At 60.1% G+C, this 17,473-nt stretch carries 19 protein-coding genes; 5 read left to right on the forward strand and 14 right to left on the reverse strand.

Features of this window, described 5'->3' with window-relative positions; translation table 11 throughout:
- Nucleotides 1–136: 136 nt before the first annotated feature.
- The 4 genes from AC07VO_RS07265 to AC07VO_RS07280 form a co-directional block, all read right to left on the reverse strand.
- Nucleotides 137–1,096, reverse strand: a complete 960-nt coding sequence (locus tag AC07VO_RS07265) for an AraC family transcriptional regulator (RefSeq protein WP_086945512.1) — start codon at nucleotides 1,094–1,096, stop codon at nucleotides 137–139.
- A gap of 119 nt (nucleotides 1,097–1,215) precedes the next feature.
- The gene (gene catA / locus AC07VO_RS07270) at nucleotides 1,216–2,145 is read right to left on the reverse strand and encodes a catechol 1,2-dioxygenase (protein WP_086945511.1); all 930 of its coding nucleotides are present in this window, start codon (nucleotides 2,143–2,145) and stop codon (nucleotides 1,216–1,218) included.
- 51 nt (nucleotides 2,146–2,196) lie between these two features.
- Nucleotides 2,197–2,487: a muconolactone Delta-isomerase gene (catC, locus tag AC07VO_RS07275; protein WP_007936026.1), complete on the reverse strand. Its 291-nt coding sequence runs from the start codon at nucleotides 2,485–2,487 to the stop codon at nucleotides 2,197–2,199.
- 10 nt (nucleotides 2,488–2,497) lie between these two features.
- A complete protein-coding gene (locus AC07VO_RS07280; protein ID WP_086945510.1) occupies nucleotides 2,498–3,646 on the reverse strand; it encodes a muconate cycloisomerase family protein in 1,149 nt (382 codons plus the stop codon).
- 129 nt (nucleotides 3,647–3,775) lie between these two features.
- Here AC07VO_RS07280 and AC07VO_RS07285 point away from each other — a divergent pair, with 129 nt between their 5' ends.
- Nucleotides 3,776–4,669, forward strand: a complete 894-nt coding sequence (locus tag AC07VO_RS07285; RefSeq protein ID WP_086945509.1) for a LysR family transcriptional regulator — start codon at nucleotides 3,776–3,778, stop codon at nucleotides 4,667–4,669.
- 151 nt (nucleotides 4,670–4,820) lie between these two features.
- Here the strand turns inward: AC07VO_RS07285 and AC07VO_RS07290 are convergent, their stop codons facing one another.
- From AC07VO_RS07290 to AC07VO_RS07310, 5 genes are all read right to left on the reverse strand, one after another.
- Nucleotides 4,821–5,072, reverse strand: coding sequence for a DUF1652 domain-containing protein (locus AC07VO_RS07290; RefSeq protein WP_086945508.1), 252 nt, complete (start codon nucleotides 5,070–5,072; stop codon nucleotides 4,821–4,823).
- A gap of 76 nt (nucleotides 5,073–5,148) precedes the next feature.
- A complete protein-coding gene (locus AC07VO_RS07295) occupies nucleotides 5,149–6,048 on the reverse strand; it encodes a polysaccharide deacetylase family protein (RefSeq protein WP_018927998.1) in 900 nt (299 codons plus the stop codon).
- A gap of 219 nt (nucleotides 6,049–6,267) precedes the next feature.
- Nucleotides 6,268–6,426 carry a hypothetical protein gene (locus AC07VO_RS07300; RefSeq protein WP_173861163.1) on the reverse strand — a complete coding sequence of 53 codons (159 nt, stop codon included), beginning with the start codon at nucleotides 6,424–6,426 and terminating at the stop codon, nucleotides 6,268–6,270.
- A gap of 61 nt (nucleotides 6,427–6,487) precedes the next feature.
- Entirely contained in the window at nucleotides 6,488–6,799 is a 312-nt protein-coding gene (locus AC07VO_RS07305; RefSeq protein ID WP_162830927.1) for an AzlD domain-containing protein, read from the reverse strand.
- Nucleotides 6,799–7,497: an AzlC family ABC transporter permease gene (locus AC07VO_RS07310; protein ID WP_018928001.1), complete on the reverse strand. Its 699-nt coding sequence runs from the start codon at nucleotides 7,495–7,497 to the stop codon at nucleotides 6,799–6,801. The genes AC07VO_RS07305 and AC07VO_RS07310 overlap by 1 nt, the downstream gene beginning before the upstream one ends.
- A 379-nt stretch (nucleotides 7,498–7,876) precedes the next feature.
- On the opposite strand from AC07VO_RS07310, the gene dapA reads away from it, so the two are divergent.
- On the forward strand, nucleotides 7,877–8,752 hold the full coding sequence (dapA, locus tag AC07VO_RS07315) for a 4-hydroxy-tetrahydrodipicolinate synthase (RefSeq protein WP_495007505.1): 876 nt from the start codon (nucleotides 7,877–7,879) through the stop codon (nucleotides 8,750–8,752).
- Between the two features lie 60 nt (nucleotides 8,753–8,812).
- On the forward strand, nucleotides 8,813–9,208 hold the full coding sequence (locus AC07VO_RS07320) for a DUF2784 domain-containing protein (RefSeq protein ID WP_086945506.1): 396 nt from the start codon (nucleotides 8,813–8,815) through the stop codon (nucleotides 9,206–9,208).
- A 2-nt stretch (nucleotides 9,209–9,210) separates the two neighbouring features.
- Here the strand turns inward: AC07VO_RS07320 and AC07VO_RS07325 are convergent, their stop codons facing one another.
- Both AC07VO_RS07325 and AC07VO_RS07330 read right to left on the reverse strand, forming a co-directional pair.
- Nucleotides 9,211–10,788, reverse strand: a complete 1,578-nt coding sequence (locus AC07VO_RS07325) for a sensor domain-containing diguanylate cyclase (protein WP_086945505.1) — start codon at nucleotides 10,786–10,788, stop codon at nucleotides 9,211–9,213.
- Between the two features lie 150 nt (nucleotides 10,789–10,938).
- A complete protein-coding gene (locus AC07VO_RS07330) occupies nucleotides 10,939–11,466 on the reverse strand; it encodes a DUF3087 domain-containing protein (protein WP_086945504.1) in 528 nt (175 codons plus the stop codon).
- A 228-nt stretch (nucleotides 11,467–11,694) separates the two neighbouring features.
- On the opposite strand from AC07VO_RS07330, the gene ppnN reads away from it, so the two are divergent.
- Complete coding sequence (ppnN, locus tag AC07VO_RS07335; protein WP_018928007.1) at nucleotides 11,695–13,068, forward strand: nucleotide 5'-monophosphate nucleosidase PpnN; 1,374 nt, start codon at nucleotides 11,695–11,697, stop codon at nucleotides 13,066–13,068.
- Between the two features lie 270 nt (nucleotides 13,069–13,338).
- On the opposite strand, the gene AC07VO_RS07340 is transcribed toward ppnN, so the two are convergent.
- The 3 genes from AC07VO_RS07340 to AC07VO_RS07350 all read right to left on the reverse strand — a co-directional run bounded on the left by AC07VO_RS07340 (nucleotide 13,339) and on the right by AC07VO_RS07350 (nucleotide 16,409).
- On the reverse strand, nucleotides 13,339–13,698 hold the full coding sequence (locus AC07VO_RS07340; protein ID WP_086945503.1) for a DUF6124 family protein: 360 nt from the start codon (nucleotides 13,696–13,698) through the stop codon (nucleotides 13,339–13,341).
- A gap of 428 nt (nucleotides 13,699–14,126) precedes the next feature.
- A complete protein-coding gene (locus AC07VO_RS07345; protein WP_086945502.1) occupies nucleotides 14,127–15,563 on the reverse strand; it encodes an FAD/NAD(P)-binding protein in 1,437 nt (478 codons plus the stop codon).
- A gap of 282 nt (nucleotides 15,564–15,845) precedes the next feature.
- Nucleotides 15,846–16,409: a helix-turn-helix domain-containing protein gene (locus tag AC07VO_RS07350; RefSeq protein ID WP_018928010.1), complete on the reverse strand. Its 564-nt coding sequence runs from the start codon at nucleotides 16,407–16,409 to the stop codon at nucleotides 15,846–15,848.
- Here AC07VO_RS07350 and AC07VO_RS07355 point away from each other — a divergent pair.
- Nucleotides 16,404–17,432: a DMT family transporter gene (locus tag AC07VO_RS07355; RefSeq protein WP_064617040.1), complete on the forward strand. Its 1,029-nt coding sequence runs from the start codon at nucleotides 16,404–16,406 to the stop codon at nucleotides 17,430–17,432. The genes AC07VO_RS07350 and AC07VO_RS07355 overlap by 6 nt on opposite strands.
- Nucleotides 17,433–17,473 lie beyond the last annotated feature (41 nt).

Here is a 17,473-nt window from a genome sequence, read left to right on the forward strand (position 1 = left end):
AGCTTGCTCCCGCTGGGCTGCGAAGCGGCCCCCGGCATTCTGCCAGGCACACCGCGTCGGCAGGATTTACGACTGCTGCGCAGCCGAACGGGGGCAAGCCCCCTCGCCACAGGTTATTCGTCAAACGTCTTGGCAATCAGTGACGGCGCTTGAGGGTGTCGGAAGGCAATTCGCCGAACTGTTTGCGGTAGCTGTCGGAGAACCGGCCCAGGTGCAGGAAGCCGTAATCCATGGCCACTTCCGTGACGTTGCGCACGTTGCAGGTCGGGTCGCTCAGGTTGGCGTGAATGCGCTCGAGCTTCTTCTGCCGGATGTAGTTTTTCGGCGTGTCCCCCGCATTGCGTTCGAACAGCCCATACAGCGAACGCAGGCTCATCCGCGCCTGGCGCGCCAGTTCTTCGCTGTCGATGTCTTGCTTGAGGTTGCAGGCGATGTAATCGACCAGCGCCTCGAACGTGGCCGAGACTGAGCCAGGGTCGGTGCGCATGACGTTGGTTTTCATCAGGCCCAGCATCTTGCTGACCACGATTTGCGCATAGTGCTCCTGCACGCGAGGAATCGGCTCGGATGCCTCGGCTTCCTGGCAAATCATCGCCAGCAGGCCGACGAAACCTTCCAGTTGATTGAGCTGATAACGGTTTTCCAGAAACCGCACGCCCTGCCCCGGATACCGCCAGCGCTGCTCCTCGCACACCGACTCCAGCAGCCGGGTGGGGACTTTCAGGATGAATTTTTCGCAATCACTGGAATAGGTCAGATCCACCGGATCGTCCGGGTTGATCAGCAGCAACTCCCCGGGCGCGAAGTAATGTTCCTGACCGTGGCCACGCCACAGGCAATTGCCGCGCAGCAACACCTGCAAGTGATAGATGCTGTCCAGCGCGCCTGAGGTAACCCGCACGCTGGCGCCATAACTGATGCGGCACAGATCAAGGCTGGCAAACTTGCGATGATCGAGGCTGGCCAGCGGCCGGCCGGCCCTGGGCATCTGCAGGCAATGGTTGCCGACATGCTGATTGACGTAGCCCGACACCGCATACGGGTCGGCATGGTCGAAGATTCTGCTGCGATGACTCAACAATTGCGCTTGCATCATCGGTTCACTCTCATTGTTGTTATCAGTGGCGCCGCCATTCTAGTGTCCTGCCCGAAACACAGAAGGCCACGAGATAAACGGTCGGTTATCTCGTGACCCGGTTCGGCTGGTCGAGGGTATCAGTCCTCGAGCGCACGCACCCGCTCGTGGCGTTGCTGCTCCTCAGGTTGGGCGGACGACTGCAGGGTGAAGTCGAAATCGATTTCGGCAAAACGACCGCTCACGCCATGGGCCGCTGCACGCTGCGGATCGTCGCTGAAGGTGATCTTGGCGATCAGTTCGTCACGGGTGGCGTAGGCGAAATCGTCATGCAGGTACTGATCGCCATCGAGGTTGATCTGGGTGGTCAGGTGACGATGATCCGGTGCCGAAATGAAGAAGTGAATGTGCGCCGGCCGCTGGCCATGACGGCCCAGTTGATTGAGCAGTTGCTGGGTCGGACCATCCGGCGGGCAGCCGTAGCCCGACGGCACGATGCTACGGAAGCGATAACAACCCTCGGCATCGGTGACGATCCGGCGACGCAGGTTGAACTCGGACTGGGTGGTGTCGAAGTACGAATAGGTGCCGCCGGTGTTGGCGTGCCAGACATCCACCACCGCCCCAGCCAGCGGTTCGCCAGCGGTATTGAACACCCGGCCCTGCATGAACAGAGTCACACCCGGATCGACGCCGTCATCGAGACGCGCTTCGCCTTGCGACAGCGGCGCACCCGCCACATACAGCGGCCCCTCGATGGTTCGCGGGGTGCCGCCGGATTTGCCGGCCTGCTCGTCTTCGGCATCCATCAACAGGTCGAGGTAATGCTCAAGACCGAGCCCGGCAACCAACAGACCGGCCTCCTGCCGCGCGCCCAGCACGTTGAGGTAATTGACGGCTTTCCAGAATTCTTCCGGGGTCACGGCCAGGTCTTCGATGATGTTCACCGAATCACGCAGGATGCGGTAAACCAGCGCCTTGACCCGCGGATCGCCGGCTTCATTGAGCAGGCCGCTGGCTTCTTCGAGAAACTTCTGGACACTGGCGGTGTGGGAAATCTTGACGTTCATGATGGATCCTCATCTTGTATTTATTAGCGTAGCGAACTGAACAGGCTGGATTCAGCGGTCATCCTCGCGAATGGAAGAAGGATGCCGGCACAGCGCGTTGACCTCGATCGCCATGTACGGGTACAGCGGCAATTGCATCAGTAGGTCGTGCAGTTCCTGAACGCTGTCGACATCGAACACGCTGTAATTGGCATAGAGCCCGGCGATGCGCCACAGATGACGCCACTTGCCTTGCTCTTGCAGGCGCTGGGCCAGGGCTTTCTCGTCGGCCTTTAGCTGAGCGGCGCGCTCCGGGTTCATGTCGACCGGTAGATTCACGGTCATTTTTACGTGAAACAGCATGATGCCCTCCTCAGGCTTGATGAACGACAGTGGAACTTTTGTCCCGACGGAAAAACGCCAGGCGCTCTTCATCCAGAACCAGGCCCAGCCCCGGTGTTGACGGGACGTGCAGTTGAAAATCGCGGTAGACCAATGGCTCGCTGAGGATGTCTTCGGTCAGCAGCAGCGGGCCGAACAATTCGGTATCCCAGCTCAAGGTATTCAGTGTGACAAAGGCATGGGCCGAGGCCAGCGTGCCGATTCCGCCTTCGAGCATGGTGCCGCCGTACAGGCCGATACCGGCCGCCTCGGCAATCGCGGCGGTTCGCAGCACGGCGCGCGGGCCGCCGTTCTTGGCGATTTTCAGAGCGAACACCGAAGCGGCGCCTTCCCGTGCCAGGTTAAAGGCATCTTCCACGCATTCGATGGATTCATCGGCCATGATCGGCGCCGGGCTCATGGCATTCAGGCGCACCATGCCGGCGCGGTTATTGCGCGAGATCGGTTGTTCGATCAGGTCGATGCCGTTGGTGCCGAGTATCCGGCAGGCCCGCAGAGCGACTGCTTCGTCCCAGGCCTGATTGACATCGACCCGCACACTGGCGCGATCGCCCAAGGCCTTTTTGATCGCAATAACGTGAGCCAGGTCGCGGTTGACCTCGCCAGCGCCGATTTTCAGTTTGAAGATCCGGTGGCGGCGCAGGTCGAGCATTTTTTCCGCTTCGGCAATGTCCTTGGCGGTGTCGCCGCTGGCCAGGGTCCAGGCCACCGGCAATGCATCGCGAACCCGTCCGCCCAACAGTTCACTGACCGACAGGCCAAGGCGCTTGCCCTGGGCGTCGAGCAAGGCGCTTTCGATACCCGATTTGGCGAAGGTGTTGCCACGAATGCTGCGCTCCAGGCGCAACATCGCGGCATTCACATTGCCGCTGTCCTGGCTGATCAGCAGTGGCGCGAAGTGTTTGTCGATGTTGGTCTTGATGCTGTCCGGGCTTTCGTTGCCGTAGGCCAGGCCGCCGATGGTGGTCGACTCACCGATACCCTCAATGCCATCGGCACAGCGCACCCGAATGATCACCAGAGTCTGGTTCTGCATGGTGTGCATCGCCAGCTTGTGCGGGCGAATGGTCGGCAGATCGACGATGATCGTCTCGATCGATTCAATGGCTGTTGCAAGCATGTCGCGATACCCGTCAGGTTCTTAAAGTTCTGGAACCGATTCTGGTACGGCTTTTTTCGGGAAGCCAATATAGAATTGGTCTGACTCGATACCTTAAAGGTATTTAACAGATCGACGTCCGGAGGCCCCATGGAACTGCGTCACCTGCGATATTTTCAGGTGCTGGCTCAAACCCTCAACTTCACCCGCGCCGCCGAACTGCTGCACATCGCCCAACCGCCGCTGAGCCGGCAGATCCAGCAGCTGGAAGACGAACTCGGGGTACTGCTGCTGGAGCGCGGCCGACCGTTGAAGCTGACCGACGCCGGGCGTTTTTTCCATGAACACTCCACCGCCCTGCTCGAACAACTGGGCAAGGTCTGCGACAACACGCGGCGGATCGGCCTGGGCGAAAAGACCTGGCTGGGCATCGGCTTTGCGCCCTCGACCCTCTATGGCGTGCTGCCGGAACTGATTCGCCGGTTGCGCAGCGGCGAGCCTCTGGCGCTGGAATTGGGGCTCTCGGAAATGACCACGTTGCAACAGGTGCAGGCGCTCAAGGCCGGGCGTATCGATATCGGCTTCGGGCGCATCCGCATCGACGACCCGGCCATCCTGCAGACCGTGCTCACCGAAGACCGACTGGTGGCCGCCCTCCCCGCCGGCCACCCGCTCCTCGCCAGGCCCATCAGCCTTCGGGAACTGGCCAAGGAACCCTTTGTGCTCTATCCCGGCAACCCGCGCCCGAGTTACGCCGACCACGTGATCGCATTGTTCGAAGCCAGTGGCGTGCACATCAAGGTGGCGCAATGGACCAACGAGCTGCAAACGGCGATTGGTCTGGTGGGGGCGGGAATCGGGGTGACGCTGGTACCGGCCTCGGTGCAGTTGCTGCACCGCGACGACATTGGCTTCACTCCGGTGCTGGAAGACAACGCGATCTCGCCGATTATTCTCAGCAGGCGCGTGGGCGATGTGTCGCCGGGGTTGAATCATTGCTTGCAGATGATCGATGAACTGCTGCCGCGCGACAGTGAGCCGTAAATGCAATCCGTAGCAGCTGTCGAGCCCCAGCGAGGCTGCGTAGCGGTCGTGAATCCGGCTAATGCGGTCTGCCTGATGTATCGCGATCTCCGATTTTACGACTGCTACGCAGCCGAACGCAGCCTTCGGCAGCTGCTACAAGAAGTCGCGGTTAGGCCACGACACCGGCGAACGCTCGGCGACCGGCACGCATTTCTGTGCGAAGTTCGCCGATCAGGTTGGAAATATCGCGAACACTGATCAGTTTGTCGGGGGATACGCCGGTGATCAACAATTCAATCCGCCCGGTGCTCTGATCGAAAACCTTGATCCGCAAGGTTTCATTCTGGTTCACGGTGCATTCGCAGGAGAGCGGCTTGAAACCGGACTCGACAATCTGGCAAAGCTGCTCAATTGAAACCATGACAGACGCCCTCCCTGGACGGCCTCCCGATTGGATCCACTGAGATTAGACCCGCTTGCGCAATGCGCCAGCGGGTTCAGTGAGCATCCCCATCCCATATCCAATTCCAGATCCCCGGCAAACGAACAGGCTCGGAACTCTGCTTGACGGTGCGCGCCATGGCCGCCCGCTGTAGCGCTGCCGTGTCGTCGTAAAACGGTTTCTGCGCCGTGGCCAGACCGGTGGCGTTGGCACTGTCGAGGAGGATTTGCAGGTATTCGCGGGCATGCCGGGCGGTGTAGCGGTTGAGGTCGTGAAAGGTCACCACCACCGGGATCACCCCGTCCACCGTCGGCAACTCGCCAAGGGCGATGCGCTCGCGCACTTCCGACAGCTGCCGCAACATATTGGCCCGCCGCCGAGGGCTGGCGTTGAAGCCCCAGATCTTGCCGTCATTGGCGCTCAGGTCGGTCAGCAGTACATGCATGCCGTGCTGCTGATAGGCCGCGAAAGTGCGCTTGTCATAATTCCAGAACGGCGGACGCACCAGAATCGGCGAGGCGCCAGTGATCGCGGCGATGTCTGCGCTGCCGTTGGTCAGCGATTGCTCCAGTTGCTCCGGCTCCAGGGAGCGATGGTTGGTGTGGTGGGGAGTGGCCGTGTGGAAGCCCAGTAGATGCCCTTCGGCCTGTTCGCGCCGCATGAGTTGGCGCCCCACGTCACTGCCGCCGGCGCCCGAGGCTCGGGTCTGCACGAAGAACACGGCTTTGATGTCCGGTTGCAGCGGATTGTGCGCCAGGCTGTCGAGTACAGTGGCGGTCGGGTTGTAAAAACCGGACGCGCTGGGCCCGTCGTCGAAGGTCAGCAGAAAGCGGATCGGCGCCTGCGCTTGCAGACGCTGTTGCGTCTGCGGCGTCATCTCAATGGGCGCGGCGATGCAGCCAAACAGGCCGACGGCGATGGCGAATACGGATAGAACCTTGATCAACTGCTTCATGTTTTGCCTTGGGCCAGACCTTGCGACCGTCACGTTTAATGGCAAAAACCCCTCGCCCATTCATCCTTCGACCGGCCCGCCAATCGCTGCGAGCCGAGGTTGGATAAGGGTACACAGTGTTTGGTTCCAGCGCCTGCTCCCCAGGTGATTGCATTTCAAACTACAAAAACTAAAAAGCCCCGCCATCTATTGGCGGGGCTTTGGGGATGTGCAAACCGATCAGGGCTTCAGCGGGCGTTCCTGGTCGCGGTCCGACAGCTCTTTACCGTCGTCGGGGTGCTTCCAGTCCGGCGTCGAACGCTTCTGCCGCTCGATTTCTTCCTCCGTCGGTTCATCGGTCTCATCATCCAGGTCCGGACGCTTTGGTTCAGTGGCCATGCCCACCTCCCGTCCTCAAGGGATCATCCGTTAAGCGTAGAACAGTTTCGCGCCGGACGACTCAGAGCCACCAGCGCAGTAAAAAGAAAAAGCCCATGCTCAACAACATGCTGAGCAGAGTATTGCGGGTGTAAAGCACCAGGCCCACGGCCACCAGCGAACTGATCAGGTAGGGGTTGTCCCACTGCAGGTTCAACTGTTTGTCGGGCATGAACACAATCGGCCCGCAGATCGCGGTGAGCATGCCCGGCACCGCGAAACCGAGGAACTGCCGGGCATTGCTGCTCAAGCGCACCGGCAGCCGAGGTTCGAGAAAGACGTAGCGGTTCAGGAACACCAGCAGGCCCATCCCGATAATCACAGCCCAGACCATCATGTGCGCCCCACGTAGAGTTTGTTGCAGATGAACCCTGCGGTCATGCCCGCCAACCCCGACAGCACCAGCGCCGAGCCCCATTGCCAATAGCTGAACAGCACCGAACAGAACAGCGAGACCGCCACGCAGACCACCGTCGGAACGTTGCGCACCACCGGCGTGATCAAGGCGATAAACGTCGCGGCGATGGAGAAATCCAGCCCCAGGTGTTCAAGGCCCGGAATGCTGCTGCCCAGCACAATGCCTGCCAGGGTGAAGAGGTTCCAGGCGATGTAAAACGTCAGGCCCACACCGAGGGCGTACCAGCGGTTAAACTGCTGTTTGTCATGCTGACTGGTCAGGGCGAACAACTCGTCGGTGAGCAAAAAGCCCAGCCCGATACGCCAGCGGCCCGGCAACGGGGAAATCACCGAACGCATGCTCATTCCGTACAGCAAATGCTGGGAGGTCAGCAGCAACGTGGTCAACAGAATCGAAAAGACCCCGGCGCCGCCCTTGAGCATGCCGATGGCGACCAATTGCGCCGCGCCGGCAAACACGATGCTCGACAGCCCCTGGCCTTGCAGGGGCGTGAGGTTGGCCTCGATGGCCATGGAACCGGCCAGCAACCCCCAGGGCGCGGTCGCCAGGGACAACGGCATGATGGCCGCGGCGCCACGAAGGAATGCAGTACGCGGCATGAATGAGTTGGACATAACGCTCTACAACCAGGAAAAGTCTTCAGACTGTGCCAGCAGTCATGGCCAATGGCTTGAACAATCTTGCGCACTTGCAACGACTTCACGATTGACAAATACCCCGTCGGCTTTTAAAACTGGGCGCCTCATTCAGGGTGTAAGCAACCATGTCCGCAACCTTCAACCTCAACACTGTCGTCATTGGCTTGATTGCCAAGGCGCAAGGTTGCGTTGCGCACGCCCCTAAATCGAAGAAACAGTCGCTCATGTGACCGGGGCGCGCTGTCCCGTCAGATGAGCTGACAGGACATTGAGCGCGACGGACACCCCTCCTCTTGCTGACTTCCTTCTACGCTTCTGACGGTGACGAAATCGGTCAACCTTCAGGAGAAAGTGCATGTCATCGTTTCAAGGTATCTGGGTTCCCATCGTTACGCCGTTTCACAATGGCGCGATCGACTTCGCCGGATTGCGGCGGCTGGTCAGTCATCTGCTGGAAAAAGGCGTCGATGGCATAGTGGTCTGCGGCACCACCGGGGAAGCCGCGGCGCTGGCCAAACATGAACAACTGGCGGTGCTCGATGCGGTGCTGGAACAGGTTCCACCAGAACGCGTGGTCATGGGCCTGGCCGGCAACAACCTCACCGAGTTGCTGCACTTTCAAAGCGAAATCCTGAAGCGTCCCCTGGCGGGCTTGCTGGTGCCGCAGCCCTACTACATCCGCCCTTCCCAGGCCGGCCTCGAAGCCTTTTTCAAGACCGTCGCCGATGCGTCCAGCGCCCCGATTATTCTCTACGACATCCCCTATCGCACCGGCATAGCCTTCGAGCAGGCGACCCTGCTCCGGATCGTCGCCCATGAGCGGATCGTCGCGATCAAGGACTGCGGCGGCAACCCAGCCAACACCTTGGCACTGCTCTCCAGCGGTAACGTCGACGTGCTGTGCGGCGAAGATAATCAGATCTTCGGCGCGCTATGCCTGGGGGCCAAAGGCGCAATTGCCGCCTCGGCCCATGTTCATCCCGAGCTGTTCGTGACGCTGTATCAACAGCTTCGCGACAACCGCTTAGCGGCCGGCCGAACGACCTTCTTCCAGTTGCTGCCGCTGATCCACAGCCTGTTCATCGAGCCCAATCCCGCTCCGGTGAAAACTGCCCTGGCCCTTGGAGGATTGATCCACGACGAGCTGCGAGCGCCAATGCAACGCAGCAGTGAAAGCACGACGGTGCGTTTGAAAGAAGTACTGGCAGCGCTTGAAGGCGGCAATCGATAGAGCACAAGCGTCCAGCCCGAGTACCATGGAGCGATTCACCCAACACGTCAGGGAATCGACATGCTTTACCGAATCGCCGCCGACGGGCTGGTGCTGTCTCACTTGTTGTTCATTCTGTTCGTGCTGTTCGGCGGGCTGCTGGTGCTCAAATGGCGCCACCTGATCTGGTGGCACCTGCCCGCCGCTGCATGGGGTGTGATCGTGGAAGTCTTCCACCTGGCGTGCCCACTCACCGAATGGGAAAACCGCATGCGCCACGCGGCCGGGCAAACCGGTTACGGTGGTGGTTTTATCGAGCATTACGTGTGGCCGATTATTTACCCGGCTGGGCTGACGCCCACGATTCAACTGGCACTGGGCAGCGTGGTGTTGGCGCTCAACGTGCTGATCTATGCGCGGCTGTTCCGGCAATGGAAGCATCCGACCCGTTCAGGCAGTAACCACCGGTCCGGTTGAACTCAGTTGGCGATAACACTCATGTTCCGGCCACTGGCCTTGGCCACATACAGCGCCTTGTCCGCGGCGCCGACAATGTCGTCGGGCTGGGCTTGCGAGGCCGGGTCGTAGGCGCAGACACCCACGCTGACCGTGACCACGCCCTCCACACCCTCAACGTGTTTGATGCCGGCCTGCTGAACCGCACGGCGGATGTTTTCCGCTACCAGAAACGCCCCCACGTAGTCGGTACCAGGCAGCACCACCGTAAACTCCTCACCACCGAAGCGAGCCGCGAGATCGCCGGGGCGTTTGATGTTTTCGGTGATGATCGTGCTGATTTTGCGCAAACACTCATCGCCCGCCAAATGACCGTAGTGATCATTGAAGTTCTTGAAGTGGTCGACATCGATCATCAACAGCGCAAGATGGGCCTGGCTACGCCTGGCGCGGCCCATTTCCGCGAGAATGAACAGGTCGAATTGACGCCGATTGGAAAGCCCGGTCAGTGCATCCTCCAGTGCCAGCAACTCCAGGCTGCGGTTGACCTCAATGAGTTTGTCCTGAGTCTCCAACAGATTGTTCTGAATATGATTCTGCTGCTTCATGAGGCGGATCAGGCGATAACCGAGAGCCCCCAGAAACCCCAGCAGCAACAGGACGATGCCCGCACTGAATATTGATTCCTGCCGCCAACTGGCCAGGACTTCATCCTTGTCGAGCCCGGCAAAGACGACAAGCGGATACCCCTCGACCCGTCGAAACCCCACGACCCGCACCACTCCGTCGACAAAGGACCTGACCGTTGCCGTACCGGAATCGCCCTTGGGCAGCAGCTGGGTAAACAGCGGCCCTTTGGCAACACTGGTGCCAATATCGGCTTCGTTGAACGGGCGCCGAACGACGATGGTGGCGTCATCGGAGATCAGGTTGATCACGCCGTTATTACCCATGTCGATGCTGTTGTACAAATCCAGGAAATGCTCAAGGTAGATCGAAGCCACCACCACGCCGGCAAACCGGCCATCAGGGTGATTGATCCGGCGTGACACGGTCATGATCCACTCACCGGTCGAGCGACTTTTTATCGACGGACCGATATGAGGGCCGCGGTCGGGATGATCACGGTGGTAGATGAAATATTCACGGTCGGAATTATTGGCATTGGGCGGTATGACGTTAATGGCGTTGGCGAGCCAGCGTCCTTCTTCGTCGAACACGAACAGCCCATGGATCTGTACCAACTCACTGCGCTGAGCCTGGAGCAAACGTTGCAGTCGGGGAAGTTTTTCCGGTTGCATGCCATCGATTTCGAGGCGGTCCACCAGGGAAAACAGCAGCGTGTCGGCCTGTTTGATCGATGCCTGCGCCTGCGAGGCCAGGGTTTGCGCCAGGTTGGACATCGCCACTTCGCTCTCACGCAGATGGTACTGACGCGAGTTCCAGCTTTCACCGATCACAATGGCCATCAAGGACAGGCACACCGCAATCAGCAGAGAAACCGCGTATCGAACCTTGAGCGTTGTCTCAACCGGCTCGGGCACCCAAGGCGTGGCGAACCGGGTGTGTTCAATACGATCTTTGACGGACGGATGCCCCATGACGCTCCCTGAATCCCTTATGACATGGCGAATTTTCCCGTTCGCCCTTTTAGCGCCAGCCAGCCGTGACCGGCGCTCAAACCATTACAATCCGATACCGATACGATAGGTGATTTGCACAAAAACGCTCATTGCCAGCGATCGTAATCGCTACATCGGCGTCTGTTTGATCGCCTCAAACCAGGCCGGATTCAATCGCCTCTGTTCGGTCTCGATGCCCAACGCGTCCATCCGTGCCTTGTGCTGGTCCATCTCTCGGGTCAGCTGACTTTGATCGCTGGAGTTGCCGTCCAACTGGTGCATCTGGCTCAGCCCCAAGTGATAAAAGCGCAGCAGCTTCATGGCGCTCGGATCGCTCTGCTCCACCGCCGTCGTCACCTGGTGCATGACGTTGGTGACGCTCATCAGGCTGCGCTTGAGCTGCCAACCATAGACCGCTGGCGCCATCCACTCCTGCCTCCAGAACTTGCCGCGCATCAGCGCCACCGTCAGCAACAACGCGGCAAACACACCCCCCACGTTGAACCGCAGATTATCGCCACCGGGTTCACCGAACAACGTCACCGCCACCGTCGACAGCACCATCGCCAGCGCCAGGAACATCAGGGCGATGATCACCGTGCTGCGCCGCGTCTGGCGTCGATAGGTTTCGGCATTCATTGGCTGGATTTCGAACATCGCGACGGGGTTCCTTGCATCGATGGTAAAAGGCGCTGTGACAAAAAGACTGCGAGGCATTATCGCCTCCCCGAAGGATTTAGCTATGCTGGAGCTCCTTTTCATCTTTTCATCGTCAAACGGGAGCATGGCGATACAGCGCAGTTCGTGCCATCTTCATCATGGATACACACTATTCGGATGCCATGCGCCGTTGCTGGCGGGTGACATCGTTTTAAGGATCATTGAATGACCCAACGACATGTAATCAACGCCTCGGTCAGCCCTAAAGGCAGCCTGGAAACGCTCTCCCAGCGTGAAGTGCAGCAACTGAGCGAAGCATCATCCGGCATCACCTACACCCTCTTCCGCCAGTGCGCCCTGGCCATCCTCAATACCGGCGCCCACGTCGATAACGCCAAGACCATTCTGGAAGCCTATAAAGACTTCGAAATCCGCATTCACCAGCAAGACCGTGGCGTACGCCTGGAACTGCTGAATGCCCCCGCCGACGCTTTCGTCGATGGCGAAATGATTGCCAGCACCCGTGAAATGCTCTTTAGCGCCCTGCGCGACATCGTCTACACAGAAAACGAACTCGACGCCTTGAGCATCGACCTGAGCACCTCCCAGGGCATCAGCGACTACGTCTTTCACCTGCTGCGCAACGCCCGCACCCTGCGCCCCGGCGTCGAACCGAAAATCGTGGTGTGCTGGGGCGGCCACTCGATCAACACCGAAGAATACAAATACACCAAGAAAGTCGGCCACGAACTCGGCCTGCGCAGCCTGGACATCTGCACCGGTTGCGGCCCTGGCGTGATGAAAGGCCCGATGAAAGGCGCGACCATCGCCCATGCCAAGCAACGCATCCACGGCGGTCGCTACCTCGGTTTGACCGAGCCGGGGATCATCGCCGCCGAAGCACCGAACCCGATCGTCAACGAACTGGTGATCCTGCCGGACATCGAGAAACGCCTGGAAGCGTTCGTGCGGGTTGGCCACGGCATCATCATTTTCCCCGGCGGCGCGGGCACGGCCGAAGAGTTCCTGTACCTGCTCGGCATCCTGATGCATCCGGACAACCAGGACCTGCCGTTCCCGGTGGTCCTTACCGGGCCGAAAAGCGCCGCGCCGTATCTGGAGCAACTGCACGCCTTCGTCGGCGCAACCCTCGGTGAAGAAGCGCAGCAGCACTACGAGATCATCATCGACGACCCGGCCGAAGTAGCGCGGCAGATGACTCAGGGCCTCAAAGCGGTCAAACAGTTCCGCCGTGAGCGCAACGACGCGTTCCATTTCAACTGGCTGCTGAAGATCGACGAAGGCTTCCAGCGCCCGTTCGACCCGACCCACGCCAACATGGCCAACCTGCAACTGAGCCGCAACCTGCCGCCCCACGAACTGGCCGCCAACCTGCGCCGCGCGTTCTCCGGCATCGTCGCCGGCAACGTCAAGGACAAGGGCATCCGCCTGATCGAAGAACACGGGCCGTACCAGATTCGCGGTGATGCCGAGGTCTTGCAGCCGCTGGACCATTTGCTCAAAGCCTTCGTTGCCCAGCACCGGATGAAACTGCCGGGTGGCGCGGCGTATGTGCCGTGTTACCAAGTGGTGGCTTGATACGCAAAACCCTGTGGAAGCGGGCTTGAGTTGCCGTTTAAACCACCGGAAACAAGAAACCCCGCGTGATGCGGGGTTTCTTGCATTTAAGGGGCTCAGTCAGGAACCCATTGTGGCGAGGGGGCTTGCCCCCGTTGGGTTGCGAAGCGACCCCAAAACCTGCAACTGCATGTTTTCAGATACACCGCATATACCGGTTTTGCGACGGCTGCGCCGCCGAACGGGGGCAAGCCCCCTCGCCACAACAAGCCCCTTTGCCAAAAATCCTAGCTAGTCTTGTGGATCGAGGTTATCCAGCACTCGGTTGACGGCCAGTTCACCAAGCATGACCACCGATTGAATCCCCAACATCACATTGCGATGTGGCATGTCCATCAGTCCGGCGAACTCACTGAGCATCATGCTCGCTGACGCCAGGGATTCGCAGGCGTTGACCAGCAGGGTTTCGTTATCGACCTTCGTACCCACATGGTAAATGGTGCTGGGTTTGCGCTTGGTGGCTTTGGGGATGGGTGGTTTGAGGTAGTGGTCGAGGGCGCGGTCGGCGGCTTCGTGGAGTTTTTTGGAATCGAGGGATTCGTAGGGGGAAACGTCGTCGGTTTCCGGAGGATTTGGTGTTGGTTTGAACATAAATGAAGCTCCTTGATCAGTGGAGCCGACATCTATCGCTGCTAAACGAAGAAGGTGGCGGCTGTACGCGGGTTAGCAGACCAGGGATCAAGGAACCCGGCGCACCGAAGTGCCCCACGCATAGCCGCCATAACGCGAATGGCGACACTGACGTGCCTTGATATTCATCGAGCTGCTAAACCCGATCGCTGATTCGTCAGCGACCCGGAAACGATAGAGCCCGGCCTCAAGGCGCACAAGCCGGCGGATTCTGGCGTAGTCGTAGGCAGCGGCGCAAGGCTGTGTAGTCTGAGTGAGTATCTGGAGATGTCGATTAAACATCGTCTGTTTATTGGTCTTACTGTGGATTTTGCGGTGGATGGGCTGGCCTCTTCGCGAGCAAGAGACTTGGCCTGCCCGTAGCAGCAGCCTCGCGGGCTCGGCAGCTGCTACAACAGATCGCTTACTAATCGCGCCGCAAGAGACTTGGCCTGGCTCGCCACATCAGTTACCGCCGTGCTCTCCCACCACATGCCGCGCAACGGCGGCCCCATGGCGAACAAACGGCTGGCGACCTGCCCGTCGGCGCTTAACACTGCACCGTCAACCGCGGCGGCAATGCCCAATCCCAACGGCCCCGGCCGTACCAGCCCGCGAGCGAGCAATTGCTGGGGCAACGGCCGCGCCACCCGGCGCCAGTCGTATTCGATGCCGCTGGAGTTGATCAGCGCCGCGCCATGCACCACGCAGGTTTGCGCCTCACCACGACGACGAATGCGGATGGTGACCTCACCGTCCGACGCAGGCTCGAGCCCCTTGAACGATGCGGCATGAATCCGCAACCGCCCTTCCCCATGCAGCCGCGCCACCAACTCGGCACTCAACGGCGGCGAGCGATGGTGATGGCTTTCCCACCATGGCCGCACATGCCGCACAAATTGCCGGCGTTGCCGATCCGTCGCCTGACTCCACAACCGCCCGATGTGCGCTCGCACCGTGTCCAGCGGCGCTTGCCAGTCGATGCCCTGAGCGATGGCATCGCGGCAATGCCGGCGCAGTTCGCGCACCAGCTGACGCGGTGTGCGAATACTGTGGTCCTCGGCGAGAAAATCCACCCACGCCGGCGGTTGTCGGCGCACATGCGGCAGCAAACCATGACGGGAGAACACTTCGATCGGCCCACGATGCCCGGCCTGCTCCAGCGACACCACGGCATCGACCATGGTCAGGCCCGAGCCGATGATCAGCACCGTCGACTGCGGATCGAGTTGACGCATGGCGGCCACATCCCACGGGTCGAGTGCAGCTGCATTCAAACCGCTGGACTCGGTCTGCGGCGTGCGGGCGGCGGGAAACATTCCGGTCGCCAACACTGCGTAAGCGCCCTGCAATTGCTGCCCATCACTCAGGCTCAACCGCACCGAATCGCTCAACGTTTCCAGGTCCACCACCTCGGCCCGCACATGTTCGACACTCGACCCCTTCAATGCACCCACCTCCTGCGCTTCAGCAAGACGCTGCTGCACATAAACGCCAAACAGCCCGCGCGGCGGAAACAGTTCGCTGACCGGCACATGTTGCTCATCCGACTCCGGCCAGCCACCGGCGGCGATGTGTTCGGTCAGCCATTGGGTCAGGTCATCGGCGTTGTCCGGGTCGACGCTCATCCGCGCCGCGTTACCGTTGAGCGTATGGCCCAGCTCCACCGCACTATAGGCTTCGCCACGGCCCAGCTCTGCTCGCGGCTCGATCACCAGAATCCGGCGCTGACCGGGCAATCGCAACAACTGCGCGGCCAGCATCGCACCGCTGAGACCGCCGCCGATGATCAGGATGTCCGCGTGGCGGATGGCGTCGCTCGCCTGTCCGCGTGGGGTGTCAGTCATGGCGTTCTCACTGGTCAATGTTTACCTGAATAGAAGTCGTACAGATCGCCCCGTGTCAGTCACTCACCGGACGCTAGCCTGTAAAGCGAACTTGAGTGCCACGTTAATATTTTGCTCGGCCATCAGGAAGCTCACCTGCTCGTCTCGATGCCATCCCCACTGTTTCTCAGGAGCCGAACTTGAATATAATTTTCTTTTATTTCAATAGGTTGAATAATTATTCAAGAAACACTTGCAGCTTTAAAACAGCAAAGTGTTTATCCAGTGTTAGCCGGTAAACAGTCAAATCACCACATTACGCACAAACCGCGCCGCCACGTCCCCATCATTGCGATAAGAATGCGGTTGATGACTGGCAAACATAAAGAACTCACCAGCCGCAATTTTCTGCGGCTGACCGCCAAGCATCAGGGTCAGGCAACCTTCGAACACATAAAGCTGTTCGCTGTAGCCTTCGGCATCCGGCTCCGAGGGGTAATGCTCGCCCGGTTCCAGGCGCCATTCCCAGAGTTCTACTTCGCGGGTGGCGGTGGCTTTGGCCAGCAGCACCGCTTTACTGCCCGGGATCGTACCGGCCCAGGCCAGTTCGTTGATGCGGCTCGGGTCGCGAGCGTCGGGGGCCTGGATCAGGTCGCTGAAGGCCACGTCCAGCGCTTCGGCCACGCGGTCGAGGGTGGTCAGGCTGACGTTCTTCTCGCCGGCCTCGATGGCCACCAGCATCCGGCGGCTGACCCCGGACTTTTCGGCCAGGGCGCTCTGGCTCATGTCGGCGGCGTGGCGCAGACGTCGCACGTTCAGGCTGACGTGCTGGAGGACCGAAGCCCGTTGGGTGGAATCTTTGTGCACTATATTGCTCACTGGGTGGCGTTGCGCAGTATACTGCCCAACTTCGGGCGCATTGTGCGTCTCCCTCAGATGGCGCGCAAGGTCATGACGTCAATGAACGCTTCTCATACTTCCCCCCGTTTCTCCCGGTTCAGCAAGGCCGAGTGCGTGCTGGTGCTGATTACCATGGTCTGGGGCGGGACCTTTTTGCTGGTGCAGCATGCGATGACCGTCAGCGGGCCAATGTTCTTCGTCGGCCTGCGTTTTGCCGCGGCGGCGAGCCTTGTGGCGCTGTTCTCCTGGCGCCATCTGCGTGAACTGACGCTGTTCGAACTCAAGGCCGGGGCGTTTATCGGCGTGGCGATCATGCTTGGTTACGGCTTGCAGACCGTGGGTTTGCAGAGCATTCCCAGCAGTCAGTCGGCGTTTATTACCGCGCTGTATGTGCCGTTCGTGCCGCTGCTGCAATGGCTGGTGCTGGGGCGTCGTCCGGGGTTGATGCCGAGCATCGGGATCATGCTGGCCTTTACCGGGTTGATGTTGCTGTCGGGGCCTTCCGGCGCGTCGCTCAATTTCAGCCCCGGTGAAATCGCTACATTGATCAGCGCCGTGGCGATTGCCGCGGAAATCATTCTGATCAGCACCTATGCCGGCCAGGTCGACGTGCGCCGGGTGACGGTGGTGCAATTGGCGGTGACGTCGGTGCTGTCGTTCCTGATGGTGGTGCCGACCCAGGAAGTGATTCCCGACTTCTCGTGGTTGCTGTTGTGCAGCGCTTTGGGCCTGGGCGCGGCGAGTGCGGCGATCCAGGTGGCGATGAACTGGGCACAGAAGAGTGTTTCGCCGACCCGGGCGACGTTGATCTATGCCGGGGAGCCGGTGTGGGCCGGGATTGCCGGGCGGCTCGCCGGGGAACGCTTGCCGGCGATTGCGCTGGTTGGGGCGGGGTTGATTGTGGCGGCGGTGATTGTCAGTGAGTTGAAGACCAAGGGGAAAGTTGTTCCCGAGATCGAAGAAGATTCGGTACAGGAAACCGAACACTGATCGTTCCCACGCGTGGGAACGATCGCGATCTCCTTTGAAAC

It is taken from the genome of Pseudomonas sp. GW821-FHT03E01 (genome assembly GCF_059420765.1).

Bases quoted from the DNA above. Each gene is read 5' to 3' on its own strand.
- AC07VO_RS07280 (WP_086945510.1), bottom strand. From the start codon at position 3,646: ATGCTTGCAACAGCCATTGAATCGATCGAGACGATCATCGTCGATCTG.
- AC07VO_RS07295 (WP_018927998.1), bottom strand. From the start codon at position 6,048: ATGAAGCAGTTGATCAAGGTTCTATCCGTATTCGCCATCGCCGTCGGC.
- AC07VO_RS07285 (WP_086945509.1), top strand. From the start codon at position 3,776: ATGGAACTGCGTCACCTGCGATATTTTCAGGTGCTGGCTCAAACCCTC.
- dapA (WP_495007505.1), top strand. From the start codon at position 7,877: ATGTCATCGTTTCAAGGTATCTGGGTTCCCATCGTTACGCCGTTTCAC.
- AC07VO_RS07300 (WP_173861163.1), bottom strand. From the start codon at position 6,426: ATGGCCACTGAACCAAAGCGTCCGGACCTGGATGATGAGACCGATGAA.
- AC07VO_RS07320 (WP_086945506.1), top strand. From the start codon at position 8,813: ATGCTTTACCGAATCGCCGCCGACGGGCTGGTGCTGTCTCACTTGTTG.
- AC07VO_RS07310 (WP_018928001.1), bottom strand. From the start codon at position 7,497: ATGTCCAACTCATTCATGCCGCGTACTGCATTCCTTCGTGGCGCCGCG.
- AC07VO_RS07290 (WP_086945508.1), bottom strand. From the start codon at position 5,072: ATGGTTTCAATTGAGCAGCTTTGCCAGATTGTCGAGTCCGGTTTCAAG.
- AC07VO_RS07325 (WP_086945505.1), bottom strand. From the start codon at position 10,788: ATGGGGCATCCGTCCGTCAAAGATCGTATTGAACACACCCGGTTCGCC.
- ppnN (WP_018928007.1), top strand. From the start codon at position 11,695: ATGACCCAACGACATGTAATCAACGCCTCGGTCAGCCCTAAAGGCAGC.
- catA (WP_086945511.1), bottom strand. From the start codon at position 2,145: ATGAACGTCAAGATTTCCCACACCGCCAGTGTCCAGAAGTTTCTCGAA.
- AC07VO_RS07305 (WP_162830927.1), bottom strand. From the start codon at position 6,799: ATGGTCTGGGCTGTGATTATCGGGATGGGCCTGCTGGTGTTCCTGAAC.
- AC07VO_RS07340 (WP_086945503.1), bottom strand. From the start codon at position 13,698: ATGTTCAAACCAACACCAAATCCTCCGGAAACCGACGACGTTTCCCCC.
- AC07VO_RS07330 (WP_086945504.1), bottom strand. From the start codon at position 11,466: ATGTTCGAAATCCAGCCAATGAATGCCGAAACCTATCGACGCCAGACG.
- catC (WP_007936026.1), bottom strand. From the start codon at position 2,487: ATGCTGTTTCACGTAAAAATGACCGTGAATCTACCGGTCGACATGAAC.
- AC07VO_RS07345 (WP_086945502.1), bottom strand. From the start codon at position 15,563: ATGACTGACACCCCACGCGGACAGGCGAGCGACGCCATCCGCCACGCG.
- AC07VO_RS07265 (WP_086945512.1), bottom strand. From the start codon at position 1,096: ATGATGCAAGCGCAATTGTTGAGTCATCGCAGCAGAATCTTCGACCAT.